Genomic DNA, 13163 nt, shown 5'->3' on the forward strand with positions numbered 1-13163 from the left:
GTGGCAGCACCCGGTTCCGACCCCCGATCCCTCGCCCCCGACGCCGTGCCGGCGGGCGGCACCGACCCGACCGCGCCCGACGGCGGACGGCCGCCGTACCGCCGGCTCTACCGCAGCCCGCAGCGGCGGATGCTCGGCGGCGTCGCGCAGGGGCTCTCGGTGCACCTCGGGCTCCCGGTGCGGTGGGTGCGGCTCGCGTTCGTGCTGCTGTTCTTCGCGCAGGGGATCGGCACCCTGCTGTACGCGGCGTTCTGGTTCGTGGTGCCGATCGGCATCGGCGAGCCCGCGCAGCGCGGCGCCGCCCACTGGGTGTACGTCAACGGCACCTTCGTCCCGACCGGGTCGGGGCAGCAGCCGGGCGGCGCGCTGAGCAAGGGCCGCGGCGGCTGGCTCGGCCGGCTGCGCGAACTGCTCCAGCACGCCCTCCAGGGCGAGCCGGCCGCGGCCCCCGCGGAGGGGGAGGACGACGCGGGCGGCAAGACCGGGCAGGGCGGCCTCGGCCAGCTCGCGGCCCTGGTGATGATGGTGATCGGCATCACCGCCCTGCTCAACGCGCTCGGCCTGCAGACCGCCAAGCCGTACACCTGGCCGCTGCTGGCGATCGGCGTCGGCGTCGCGCTGGTCTGGCGGCAGGCCGACGACTCGCGCTGGCAGCGCTGGTTCGGCCTGGAGGAGGGCGACAAGCGGCGCGGCGCCTACACCCGGGTCGGCGCCGGCGTGCTGCTCGTGGTGGCCGGCACCATCGCCTTCCTCGTCATGCAGGGCAGCGGCTCGACGCTCGGCTCGGTGGTCGAGGCGTCGCTCGCGGTGCTCGCCGGGGTGCTGGTGCTGCTCGGGCCGTACGGGCTGCGCCTGTGGCAGGACCTCGGTGCCGAGCGCACCGCGCGCATCCGCGCCCAGGAGCGGGCCGAGATCGCCGCGCACGTCCACGACTCGGTGCTGCACACCCTGACCCTGATCCAGCGTCGGGCCGAGGACCCCAAGGAGGTGCTGCGGCTGGCCCGGGCCCAGGAGCGCGAGCTGCGGCTGTGGCTGTACCGCCCGGAGGCCGCCGCCGAGGCCGCGCCCGACACCATGGCGGAGAGCCTGCGCGCCGTCGTCGCCGAGGTCGAGGACCGGCACGGCGTCCCGGTCGAGGTCGTGATCGTCGGCGACTGCCCGATGGACGAGCGGATCGCGGCCCAGATGCAGGCTGCGAGGGAGGCGACCGTCAACGCGGCCAAGTACGGTGGCGGGGGACCGGTCCAGGTCTACGCCGAGGTGGAGGGGAAGACGGTGTCGGTGTTCGTCCGCGACCACGGTCCCGGCTTCGACCCCGACACGGTGCCCGAGGACCGGATGGGCGTACGGGAGTCGATCATCGGCCGCATGAAGCGCAACGGCGGCACCGCACGGGTGCGGCCCGCGCCGGACGGCGGGACCGAGGTCGAGCTGGAGATGGAGAGAACGAATGACTGAGGCAGCGCCGGAGCGCACCGCGAGAGTCGTCCTGGTGGACGACCACCGGATGTTCCGCACCGGGGTCCGGGCCGAGATCGGCCGCACCGAGGCGACCGGCATCGACGTGGTCGGCGAGGCCGACGACGTCGAGTCGGCGGTCCGGGTCGTCGCCGAGACCCGGCCGGACGTGGTGCTGCTCGACGTCCACCTGCCCGGCGGCGGCGGTGTCGAGGTGCTGCGCCGCTCGGCCGGCGTGATGGGCGAGCAGGGCGGGGTCAAGTTCCTCGCCCTGTCGGTGTCGGACGCCGCCGACGACGTGATCGGCGTCATCCGCGGCGGCGCGCGCGGCTACGTCACCAAGACCATCACCGGCACCGACCTGGTCAACGCGATCTTCCGGATCGCCGACGGCGACGCGGTGTTCTCGCCCCGGCTGGCCGGCTTCGTCCTGGACGCCTTCGCCGCCACCGACACCCCGCCGGTCGACGAGGACCTGGACCGCCTCACCCAGCGCGAGCGCGAGGTGCTCCGGCTGATCGCGCGCGGCTACGCGTACAAGGAGATCGCCAAGCAGCTCTTCATCTCGGTGAAGACGGTCGAGAGCCACGTCTCCGCCGTCCTGCGCAAGCTCCAGCTGAGCAACCGGCACGAACTGACCCGCTGGGCCACCGCCCGCCGTCTGGTCTGAGCCCCGGTCGCGCGCCCTGGTCGTGCGCCCCGGTCGCGAGCCCGTCCGGTCCGGTTTCTCCGGGCCGGGCGGGCTTGTCGGTGGGTGGCCATAGACTCGGAGTGCCATGAGTAGCCTCTTTGACGACCTCCCGCTCCCCGGTTTCGAGGCACCCGCCGCCGGGTCGAAGCAGCCCGCCGTGCCCCTCGACGAGGAGCCCCCGCCGTACGAGGACGACGCCCCGTACGAGGCCTACGAGGAGGCCATCCCGGAGGGGCTGTTCCAGACCGACCATGCCGCCGAGACCGCGCGGGACGCCTGGTACCGCAACGGCGCCGCCCGCACGGTGGTGGATCCGGCGCAGTTGCTGGAGGGCATGAACGACCCGCAGCGCGAGGCGGTGCTGCACGCGGGCTCGCCGCTGCTCATCGTGGCCGGCGCCGGCTCCGGCAAGACCCGGGTGCTGACCCACCGGATCGCCCACCTGCTGGGCGCCCGCGGCGTGCAGCCGGGCGAGATCCTGGCGATCACCTTCACCAACAAGGCCGCCGGCGAGATGCGCGAGCGCGTCGAGGCGCTGGTCGGTCCGCGGGCCCGGGCGATGTGGGTGTCCACCTTCCACAGCGCGTGCGTGCGGATCCTGCGCCGCGAGTCCAAGGTGCTGGGCTTCACCTCCAGCTTCTCGATCTACGACTCGGCCGACTCGCAGCGGCTGATGTCGCTGGTCTGCCGCGACCTCGACCTGGACCCGAAGCAGTTCCCGCCGAAGTCCTTCACCGCGAAGATCAGCAACCTGAAGAACGAGCTGATCGACGAGGAGACCTTCGCCGACCAGGCCGCCAACCCGATGGAGAAGAAGCTCGCCGAGGCGTACACGCTCTACCAGCGGCGCCTGCGCGAGGCCAACGCGCTCGACTTCGACGACATCATCATGACGACGGTGAACCTGCTCCAGGCCTTCCCCGACGTCGCGGAGCACTACCGGCGCCGGTTCCGGCACATCCTGGTCGACGAGTACCAGGACACCAACCACGCCCAGTACATGCTCGTCCGCGAGCTGAGCGGCGGATCCGTCGCGGCCGCGCCGAAGCGCACCGTGGACGGGGAGTTCGTGAACCCGGCCGCCGGGCGCCTGTCCGAGGTGCCGCCGGCCGAGTTGTGCGTCGTCGGTGACGCGGACCAGTCGATCTACGCCTTCCGAGGCGCGACGATCCGCAACATCCTCCAGTTCGAGGAGGACTACCCGAACGCGACCACGATCCTGCTGGAGCAGAACTACCGCTCCACGCAGACCATCCTGAGCGCCGCCAACGCCGTCATCGAGCGCAACGCCAACCGGCGCGAGAAGAAGCTCTGGACGGCCGGCGAGCACGGCGAGAAGGTCGTCGGCTACGTCGCGGACGACGAGCACGGCGAGGCCCAGTTCATCGCCGACGAGATCGACCGGCTCACCGACGCGGGCGACGCCAAGCCCGGTGACGTCGCGATCTTCTACCGGACGAACGCCCAGTCCCGCGTGTTCGAGGAGGTGTTCATCCGGGTCGGCCTGCCGTACAAGGTGGTCGGCGGGGTGCGCTTCTACGAGCGCAAGGAGGTCCGGGACGTCCTGGCGTACCTGCGGGTGCTCTCCAACCCGGAGGACACCGTGCCGCTGCGCCGGATCCTCAACGTGCCCAAGCGCGGCATCGGCGAGCGGGCCGAGGCGATGGTCGACGCGCTGGCCGCGCGGGAGCGGATCTCCTTCGCCCAGGCGCTGCTGCGCGTCGACGAGGCGTACGGGATGGCCGCGCGCTCGGCCAACGCGGTGAAGAAGTTCAACGTCCTGATGGCCGGGCTGCGGCAGGTCGTCGAGTCGGGCGCGGGCCCGGCCGCGGTGCTGGAGGCCGTCCTGGAGGAGACCGGCTACCTGGCCGAACTCCAGGCCTCCACCGACCCGCAGGACGAGACCCGGGTGGAGAACCTCCAGGAACTCGCCTCCGTCGCCCTGGAGTACGAGCAGGACCCGGGCGAGCGGCCCGACGCCGACGAGGAGGGCACCCCGCCGGTCGGCTCGCTCCCCGACTTCCTGGAGCGGGTCGCGCTCGTCGCCGACTCCGACCAGATCCCGGACGACGAGGAGGGCCGGGGCGTCATCACGATGATGACCCTGCACACCGCCAAGGGCCTGGAGTTCCCGGTGGTCTTCCTGACCGGCATGGAGGACGGGATCTTCCCGCACATGCGGGCGCTCAACCAGGTCAAGGAGCTGGAGGAGGAGCGGCGGCTCGCCTACGTGGGGCTCACCCGGGCGCGGCAGCGGCTCTACCTGACCCGCTCGGTGCTGCGCAGCGCCTGGGGGCAGCCCGCGTACAACCCGGCCTCGCGGTTCCTGGAGGAGATCCCGGAGGACCTGGTGGAGTGGAAGCGGACGGGGGCGGCGCAGGCGCCGGCCGCGCGCGGCTTCTCCTCGGGGTCGTCCTGGGGCAAGTCCTCGTCCGGGGGCGGCGGTTCGCGCTCCTCGTCGGGTTCCTCGGGCTCCTCGGCCTCGTCGAAGCCCAAGGCGGGCTGGGGTCAGTCGGCGCGGCGCGGGGGCCAGGTCGTGGAGCGGGACGCCGTCTCGCTCGCGGTCGGGGACCGGGTCACCCACGACACCTTCGGGCTGGGCACGGTGGTGGGCGTCACCGGCGTCGGCGACCGGGCGCAGGCCACGGTCGACTTCGGTTCGGAGGGCCGCAAGCAACTGCTGCTGCGCTACGCGCCGGTGGAGAAGCTCTAGCGCGCCCTAGCGGGGGTCGAGCCCGTTCGAGAGGAACCACGGCAGCGGGTCGACCGGCCCGCTGCCGGCCGGGCGGATCTCGAAGTGCAGGTGCGGCCCGGTGCTGTTGCCGCTGCTGCCGACGAAGGCGATGACGTCGCCCTGCTTCACCGGCCCCTTGCGGACCTTGTACGCCCGCAGGTGGCAGTACCAGGCCTCGGTGCCGTCGGACATCTTCAGCACCGTCATGTAGCCGTACGACGGGTTCCACTGCGTGCGGATCGTGCCGTCGGTGACGGCCATCACCTCGGAACCGCCGTCCACCGGGAAGTCGATGCCGGTGTGGCGGTTGGCCCAGTGGGTGCCGGCCTCGCCGAACAGCTCGCCGAGGCCGTGCCGGGCGACCGGCATGACCACCTTGGGCTTGACGGGCTCGGCGCTCGGCTGCGCGTCCGGGGTGCCCTGGGCGTCGGCGGGCTGGGCGCCGGCCAGCGGCCGGCGGGCGTCACCGCGGGAGGCCTGGGCCGGGTCGCCGGCCGCGACCGCCTGCCGGGCGGCCGCCTTGGCGGCCTCGGCGCCGCCGTCGGCCGGGTTGTCCGGGCCGTTCGGGCTGTTCTGGGTGCCCGGGGCGTCGACCGCCGACCGTGCCGTCCGGCCGGCCGCCTGGGCGTGCTGATCGGCCTCGCCCTGTACGGTGACGGCCGCCGCGGCGGCGACCCCGAGCGCGGCCACCGACGGCAGCGCGACCCGCAGCAGCGCGGTTCTGGTGGCGGCCTTGGCGGCGCCGCGGCGCTGGGCGCGGGACTGCTCGCGGGCGGCGAGGCGCAGCTCCGCACGGGTCGGGCGGGCGGCTGCGTCGGGAGCCATCGGGGGCTGCCTCCTCGGTGGGCCTGGGGCGCGTCGTCGGGCAGGGGGAGCGGCAGGGGGAGCGGCGGGGAAAGCGGCGGGGAGAAGCGGTACCGGGGAAGCGGGGAGAAAACAGCCGAGACTGTATCCGCAAGGCCGACGCCCCGGAAAAACCTCCGGTTGTCAAGAGGTCGGCCGGGGGTCTGTGCGGTGGACGGGTGGACGGGTATACCCACTGGTAGCAAGGCCGGGGGCTGTGACTTTGCCCTCCTCTTGGGAGGTGGCGCGGCCAACCGGGCCGGGTGGCGCTAACCTCCCCTCAGGTTGGTTATTGACCGTTAACCGCACCCGTGGCCCGCGAGGTCCGGTCGGATGGTGGACGACGAGGTCCAGGAGGCAGTCATGAGTGTGTCGGGGCCGATCCGTGTGGTGGTCGCCAAGCCGGGGCTCGACGGTCACGACCGTGGCGCCAAGGTCATTGCGCGCGCCCTGCGCGACGCCGGTATGGAGGTCATCTACACCGGGCTGCACCAGACGCCCGAGCAGGTCGTCGACACCGCGATCCAGGAGGACGCGGACGGCATCGGGCTGTCGATCCTCTCCGGTGCCCACATGACGCTGTGCGCGCGGGTGCTGGAGCTGTTGAAGGAGCGCGACGCGGCGGACATCAAGGTCTTCTGCGGCGGGATCATCCCGGACGACGACATCGCCGAGCTCAAGGCGATGGGCGTCGCGGACATCTTCACCCCGGGCACGTCCACCCGGGACGTCGTGGCCTGGGTCGCGGCCAACCTGCGGGCGGCCGGCTGAGGTTGACGGCGCGGGACGGGCCGGCCCCAGGCTTCGGCGGGGCCGGCCCGTCCCGTCGTTCCGCCGTCCCGTCGCTTCGGGAGTGGGCGTCAGGCGCCGAGTTCGGCGAGCATCGCGGCCCGGAAGCGCAGCGTCCCGGCCAGCCGGGCGAAGGTCTCCGACCAGGCGGAGTCGGGCGCGGCCCCGGCGGCCAGCTCCTCCACGGCGGCCGCCGTCTCCGGGGCGAGCGCGCGTTCCGTCATCCCGAGCACCCCGCTGTGGCTCCACGGGTACGCGCCGGAGCCGGCGGCGCGGGCCAGGGCCGTCGCCACGGCGGTGGACAGCGGCGGCGTCCACGGTGTGCCGCAGGCGCCGAGCAGTTGGAAGGCCTCGCCCAGGCCGTGCACCTCGATGAACGCGGCCGTCCAGGCGGCCCGTTCCTCGGCGGGGAGGACGGCCAGCAGCTTGGCGGGGGCGCCGGTGACGCGGGGCGCGCGGGCCCGTCCGGCGCCGCGGGTGGGCGGTGCGGGTGCCGGGCCGAGCAGCGCCCGGGCCCAGTCGGCGTCGTGCTGGCGGACGGCGGCGCGCGCCCAGGCCTCGCGCAGGTCGTCGGCCCAGCTGCTGCTGGTCTCGTCGATGCTGTCGCCGACCCGCAGGGCGAGCAGCTGCTCGGGTGTCAGGCCGGTGCTCTCGGGCCAGAGCCGTAGCGGTGCGGCGGCGATCACCTCGCCGAACCACCAGGCCCGTTCGCCGCGCCCGGTGGGGGACTTGAGCGGTATGCCGTCGCGCTGCATGGCCGCGTCGCACTCGGCGGGCGGGGTGACCAGCAGGTGCGTCCCGGCCGCGGCGAGGCGGACGGCGGCCCCTGCCCGCTCGGCCATCCGCCGGGCGAGGGCCGAGCCGGGCAGGGTGGAGAGCAGTTCGGCGGCGGTGGCGCGGACGTTCTTGCTGCGGTCGCCGAGGGCGGCCTCCAGGAAGGGTTCGTCGGCGGCGGAGAGGCCGTCCTGGAGGGAGTCCAGGAAGAGCAGGCGGTCCTCTGCGCGCTCGGTGGACCAGGTACCGCTCAGCAGCTCCAGGCCGGCGGCCGGATCGCGGCGGCGCAGCAGGGTGAGGTGGGTGACCCGTTCGGCGAACAGGCCCTCGTGCCACAGCTGGTGGTCGACGGGCCCGCCGGGCTGCTCGGCCGGATCGGGGGTGGCGGTGCGCAGCACGAAGCGCCAGTCGGGGTTCTGTTCGGCCAGCCAGCGGCCCAGCGGTCCGGCCAGCGCGACGGCGTCGGAGCGCAGTTCGCTGCGGGCGCGGGCGGCGTCGAGCAGGCCGGGTATCAGTGCGCCGGGCGGGCGCAGGCCCCGGGCGCGGGCGGTGGCGAGCCACTGCGGGAGCAGTTCGGCGAGGTTGGCCAGGGCGGCGCCGCCGCTGCCGCCGGACCGGCCGGCCAGCAGGACGGCGAGCCGGCGGGCGGCCGCCGCGGGCAGCTCGGGGCGCCCGTCCTCGGGCGCGGGCGGGCCGGGCGGTCCGGCGGCGGGGACGGGCAGGGCGCCGGCCCGGCGGCGGACGGTGGCGAGGGCGGCCAGCTCCAGCAGCGCGGTGGCCGGGTCGGCCTGGTCGACGGTGTCGGCGAGCGGCAGGGTGGTGGCCGGGAGCGGACGGCGGTCGGTGCCGAGCAGGGCGGTGGTGTGCAGGGTCTCCCACGGGTCCTGGGGGATCGTCATCTTCGATGCTCCTGACTGTGCTGGACGCTAGGCGGTGGTGAGGCCGATCGGGCGGTCGTGGCCGGCCCAGGCCGTGACCGGGGTGAAGCCCTGGTGGCCGTACTCGCCGAAGACCGTCAGCGGGCGGCCGGTGGAGACCGCGGCCAGCCGCCACAGGGCCGCCTCCGGGAGGGCCGAGGTGCGGACGGGCAGGGTGTGGTGGCCGTCCGTCAGGTACCAGCCGTCCGGGGTGCGGACGGGCACGGCGCCGGCGAGGACGGTCGGCCAGCTGTCCAGCCACGGGTCGTCGGCGACGGCGGTGCCGTAGCCGGCCACCGCCTCGGCGACGGTGAGGCCGTCGGGCGGGCCGGCCGGGCCGGGCCCGGGGGCGCCGTAGCGGGTGCCGAGGGCGGCGCGCAGCGGGCGGGCGCCGGGGTGGAAGGCCAGGTCGGCCTCCAGCAGGTGGCCGGTGGGCAGGGCGAGGTCGGGGGCCTGGCCGGGGCGGCCGAAGGCGAGCAGCAGGGCGGGGCGGCCGGTCTTGGCGCCGCGCAGCCAGACCCGGCGGGTGGTGAGCCGCTCGTCGGCGAAGTCGCGGCTGCCGAGCACCTGCCAGCGGTCGCGCACGGTGGGGCCGGCCAGGATCTCGGCGGTGTCGGTGGGGTAGCCGACCCGGGTGCGGACGGTGGCGGCCAGTTCGGCCGGCAGCTCGTCGACGCGGGTGGCGGCGGTGGCGAGCAGGTGCAGCATCGCGTACTCCTCCAGGAGCCGGTCCTGCGGGGCGGCGTCGAGTTCGCGGACCCTGGTGGCCAGGCCGGGGGCCTGGGCGTCGACCATCCGGGCGGCGACCTCCTCCCAGGGCCCGGCGGTGGACTGGTCGGCCAGGCCGTGCCGGATCCGGTCGGCCAGGCGCAGCCGCAGTTCGGCCGCGCCGGCCGCCACCCGGGCGCCGCGCTTCTCGGCCCGGCGGCGGGCGGCGGCCGGGTCGGCCGGGGGCGCGGCGCGCTTCTCGGCGCGCTCCTCGCGGGACGTGAGCCAGTCGGCCGCCCACGCGGCGGGTTCGGCGGTGGGGACGGCCTCCGGGGCGCCGCTCCACAGCAGGAGGAGCCCGAGCGCGTGCTTGCACGGGAACTTCCGGCTGGGGCAGCTGCACTGGTAGGCGGGCGTGGCGAGTTCGATCACGGTGCGGTACGGCGTGCTGCCGCTGCCCTTGCACTCGCCCCAGAGCGCGGCGCCGTCGGTGCCCGCCCCGGACCAGGGCGCGGGCGAGGAGAGCTTGCCGGCCGCCTTCTGCGACGCGGCGTCAGGTGCCAGGGACAGGACGTGTTCGGTGCTCCAGCGTTCCTCCATGCGACCGACGGTAGGCGGTGCCACTGACATCGGCTGACTGCCCGTCGGGAGCGCCCCGGGGTTTGTCAGTGCCGGGGTGCAGGGTGGTTCCCACAGGCCGGGACGCCGGCCCCAGCTCCCCCCGATCACCCTGCCGCCGGGGCACCCGTGTGCCCGGCGGCCGACCCGAAGGAGCCCCCGTGACCGACGTTCTGCGGCAGCATGCCGAGGACGCCTTCGCCGGTGAACTGGCCGCGCTGGCCGCGCAGGACGACCGTCCGCGACCGGAGCGCTGGAAGCTCTCGCCGTGGGCCGTGGCGACGTACCTGCTCGGCGGCGAACTGCCCGACGGCACCCCGATCACCCCCAAGTACATCGGCCCGCGCCGGGTGGTGGAGGTCGCCGTCACGACCCTGGCGACGGACCGCGCGCTGCTGCTGCTCGGCGTGCCCGGAACCGCGAAGACCTGGGTGTCCGAGCACCTGGCCGCGGCGATCAGCGGCGACTCCACCCTGCTGGTGCAGGGCACCGCCGGCACTCCGGAGGAGGCCGTCCGGTACGGCTGGAACTACGCCCGGCTGCTCACCGACGGCCCGAGCCGGGACGCCCTGGTGCCCTCGCCGCTGATGCGGGCGATGGCGGACGGCAAGCTCGCCCGGATCGAGGAGCTGACCCGGATCCCGGCCGACGTGCAGGACAGTCTGATCACCATCCTGTCCGAGAAGACGCTGCCGGTGCCGGAGTTGGGCGGTGAGACGCAGGCGGTGCGCGGCTTCAACGTGATCGCCACCGCGAACGACCGCGACCGCGGCGTCAACGAGCTGTCCAGCGCGCTGCGCCGGCGGTTCAACACCGTCGTGCTGCCGCTGCCGGGCTCGCTGGAGGAGGAGGTCGACATCGTCACCCGCCGGGTGAACCAGCTCGGCCGCTCCCTGGAACTGCCCGAACTGCCCGGTGGCGCCGAGGAGATCAGGCGGGTGGTCACCGTGTTCCGCGAGCTGCGGGCCGGGATCACGACGGACGGGCGGACGAAGGTCAAGAGCCCGAGCGGCACCCTCTCCACGGCGGAGGCGATCTCGGTGGTGGCCAACGGCCTCGCCCTGGCCACCCACTTCGGGGACGGCGTGCTGCGCGCCGGGGACGTGACGGCCGGCATCCTCGGCGCCGTCGTCCGGGACCCGGTGGCGGACCACGCGGTGTGGCGCGAGTACGTCGAAGGGGTGGTGCGCGAGCGCGACGGTTGGAAGGACTTCTACCGGGCCGCCCGCGAGGAGGTGCGATGACCGCGGACGTCGCGCTGCTCGGCATCCGGCACCACGGCCCGGGCTCGGCCCGGGCGGTGGCCGCCGCGCTGGAGCGGTGGCGGCCGGACGCGGTGCTGATCGAGGGCCCGCCGGAGGCCGACGGCATCGTCCACCTCGCGGCCGGGAACGGCCTGGTGCCGCCGGTGGCGCTGCTGGCGCACGCGGTGGACGACCCGGCGAGGGCCGCGTTCTGGCCGTACGCCGAGTTCTCCCCGGAGTGGGTGGCGATCCGCTACGGCGTCGAGCGGGAGCTGCCGGTCCGCTTCATCGACCTGCCCGCCGGGTACGGCCTCGGCCCCACCGCCGAGGCCGGGGAGCCGGGGGAGCCTGGGGATCCGGGGGAGCCCGCAGGGCCGGTCGCCGACCCGCTGGCGCTGCTCGCCGAGGCGGCCGGGTACGACGACCCGGAGCGCTGGTGGGAGGACGTGGTCGAGCACCGCGCGCCCGGCGCGGACGACCCGGACGGACTGGCGCCGTTCGCCGCCGTCGCGGAGGCGATGGCGGCGCTGCGCGCGGAGGGCCTCGGCGAGTCCCGGCGGGACGACCTGCGCGAGGCGTACATGCGCCAGCAGATCCGGGCCGCCCGCCGCGCCGGGCACCGCCGGATCGCCGTGGTGTGCGGGGCCTTCCACGTGCCCGCGCTGGCGGTGCTGCCGACGGTCGCGCACGACCGGGCGCTGCTCGCCGGACTGCCGCGGAAGGTGCGGACGGACATCACCTGGGTGCCGTGGACGCACCGCCGGCTCTCCCAGGCCACCGGCTACGGCGCGGGCGTGCGGTCACCGGGCTGGTACCACCACCTGTTCGGCACCGAGGGCGATCCGGTGCCGAGCTGGCTCACCCGGGCCGCCGAACTGCTGCGCGCCGAGGACCACCCGGTCTCCTCCGCCCACGTCATCGAGGCGGTCCGGCTCGCCCGCACGCTGGCGGTGCTGCGCGGCCGCCCGCTGGCCGGGCTGACCGAGACCCTGGACGCCGTCCGCGCGGTGCTCTGCGAGGGTTCGGACGTCGCCCTGGAGCTCGTCCGGGACCGCCTGGTGGTCGGCGACGCGCTCGGCGAAGTCCCGGACGAGGCACCGGCGGTGCCGCTCCAGCGGGACCTCACCCGCTGGCAGCGCACGCTACGGCTCAAGCCCGAGGCCGCGCCGAAGGACCTCGACCTCGACCTGCGCAAGGACACCGACGCGGCCCGCTCGCGGCTGCTGCACCGGCTGCGGCTGCTGGGCGTCGACTGGGGGGTGCCGGCCCGCTCGGCGGTCAACTCGACCGGGACGTTCCGGGAGAGCTGGCGGCTGTGCTGGCAGCCCGAGTTCGCGGTCCGGATCGCCGAGGCCGCCCAGTGGGGCACCACGGTGGAGGAGGCGGCGACCGGCAAGGCCGTCGGCACCGCCCGCGCCGCCGTCGAACTCGCCGAGCTGACCGGCCTGGTGGAGACCTGCCTGCTGGCCGGGCTGGCCGGCGCGCTGCCCGCCGTGATGCGGGTGCTCGCCGACTGCGCCGCGCTGGACACCGATGTCGCGCACCTGGCCGGGGCGCTGCCCGCGCTGGTCCGGGCGCTGCGCTACGGCGACGTGCGCGGCACCGACCACGGCGCGCTCGGCGAGGTCGCCACCGGCCTGGCCGACCGGATCTGCGTCGGGCTGCCGCCCGCCTGCGTCGGGTTGGACGCCGAGGGGGCGGCGGCGATGCGCGGCCGGCTCGACGAGGTGCACGGCGCGATCGGCCTGCTCGGCCCGGCCGCCCGTCCGGAGCCGGACGCCCAGGAAGGTCCGGACGCCCCGGCAGCCTCCCCGGGCCCGGACGGCTCCGATGGCCCGGCCGTTTCCGAGGGCCTGGCCGACCGCTGGGCCGCCGCCCTGCGCTCGCTGGCCCGCCGAGAGCCGGCCGGCGGCCCGGCCACCGGAGCCCCCGGCCTGCTGCGCGGGCGCGCCGTCCGGCTGCTGCTGGACGACGGCCGGCTCGACTCCGAGGAGGCCGCCGGCCGGCTGCGGCTGGTCCTGTCCACCGCCAACGCCCCGGCGGACGCGGCCGGCTGGATCGAGGGCTTCCTCACCGGCGGCGGCGCCCTGCTGCTGCACGACCCGCGCCTGCTCGCCCTGCTCGACGACTGGCTGACCGGCGTGCCCGGCGAGGTCTTCACCGATGTCCTGCCGCTGCTGCGCCGCACCTTCGCCGGGCTGGAGGCGGGCGTCCGCGGCACCATCGGCGGCCGGGTCGCGGCCGGCCCGCTCGGCGAGGCCCCGGCGGCCCGGACCCCGGGCGGCACCCTCGACCGGGCCCGGGCCGACGCCGCCGTCCCGGTGGTGGCCCTGCTGCTCGGCGCCCGCCCCCGGATCCCCCGGCAGGCCGCCGGCCGCAACACCTGA

9 protein-coding genes are annotated in these 13163 nt (G+C 75.5%); 6 read left to right on the top strand and 3 right to left on the bottom strand.

Annotation, left to right across the window (positions count from 1 at the left end):
* The 3 genes from ABT015_RS05995 (at window position 1) to pcrA (ending at window position 4862) form a co-directional block, all read left to right on the top strand.
* Window positions 1–1458: a PspC domain-containing protein gene (locus tag ABT015_RS05995; protein WP_502897265.1), complete on the top strand. Its 1458-nt coding sequence runs from the start codon at window positions 1–3 to the stop codon at window positions 1456–1458.
* Window positions 1451–2128 (top strand): LuxR C-terminal-related transcriptional regulator, encoded by a 678-nt coding sequence (locus ABT015_RS06000; RefSeq protein WP_350877187.1) that lies wholly within the window; start codon window positions 1451–1453, stop codon window positions 2126–2128. Before ABT015_RS05995 ends, ABT015_RS06000 begins: the two co-directional genes overlap by 8 nt.
* 106 nt (window positions 2129–2234) lie before the next feature.
* Complete coding sequence (gene pcrA / locus ABT015_RS06005; protein ID WP_350877189.1) at window positions 2235–4862, top strand: DNA helicase PcrA; 2628 nt, start codon at window positions 2235–2237, stop codon at window positions 4860–4862.
* A 6-nt stretch (window positions 4863–4868) separates the two neighbouring features.
* Here pcrA and ABT015_RS06010 read toward each other — a convergent pair whose 3' ends face one another.
* The gene (locus ABT015_RS06010) at window positions 4869–5708 is read right to left on the bottom strand and encodes a M23 family metallopeptidase (protein ID WP_350877191.1); all 840 of its coding nucleotides are present in this window, start codon (window positions 5706–5708) and stop codon (window positions 4869–4871) included.
* A 381-nt stretch (window positions 5709–6089) separates the two neighbouring features.
* Between ABT015_RS06010 and icmB the strand changes: the two genes are divergently transcribed.
* The gene (gene icmB, locus ABT015_RS06015; protein WP_063351339.1) at window positions 6090–6497 is read left to right on the top strand and encodes a coenzyme B12-dependent isobutyryl CoA mutase small subunit; all 408 of its coding nucleotides are present in this window, start codon (window positions 6090–6092) and stop codon (window positions 6495–6497) included.
* A gap of 89 nt (window positions 6498–6586) precedes the next feature.
* On the opposite strand, the gene ABT015_RS06020 is transcribed toward icmB, so the two are convergent.
* Both ABT015_RS06020 and ABT015_RS06025 read right to left on the bottom strand, forming a co-directional pair.
* Window positions 6587–8188, bottom strand: coding sequence for a DUF5691 domain-containing protein (locus tag ABT015_RS06020; RefSeq protein ID WP_350877194.1), 1602 nt, complete (start codon window positions 8186–8188; stop codon window positions 6587–6589).
* 27 nt (window positions 8189–8215) lie between these two features.
* Window positions 8216–9514, bottom strand: coding sequence for an SWIM zinc finger family protein (locus ABT015_RS06025; RefSeq protein WP_350877196.1), 1299 nt, complete (start codon window positions 9512–9514; stop codon window positions 8216–8218).
* A 149-nt stretch (window positions 9515–9663) separates the two neighbouring features.
* On the opposite strand from ABT015_RS06025, the gene ABT015_RS06030 reads away from it, so the two are divergent.
* Window positions 9664–10776 carry an ATP-binding protein gene (locus ABT015_RS06030; RefSeq protein WP_063349017.1) on the top strand — a complete coding sequence of 371 codons (1113 nt, stop codon included), beginning with the start codon at window positions 9664–9666 and terminating at the stop codon, window positions 10774–10776.
* Entirely contained in the window at window positions 10773–13163 is a 2391-nt protein-coding gene (locus ABT015_RS06035) for a DUF5682 family protein (protein ID WP_350877200.1), read from the top strand. The genes ABT015_RS06030 and ABT015_RS06035 overlap by 4 nt, the downstream gene beginning before the upstream one ends.

It is taken from the genome of Kitasatospora sp. NPDC094016, assembly GCF_040304045.1.
GTDB lineage: Bacteria > Actinomycetota > Actinomycetes > Streptomycetales > Streptomycetaceae > Kitasatospora.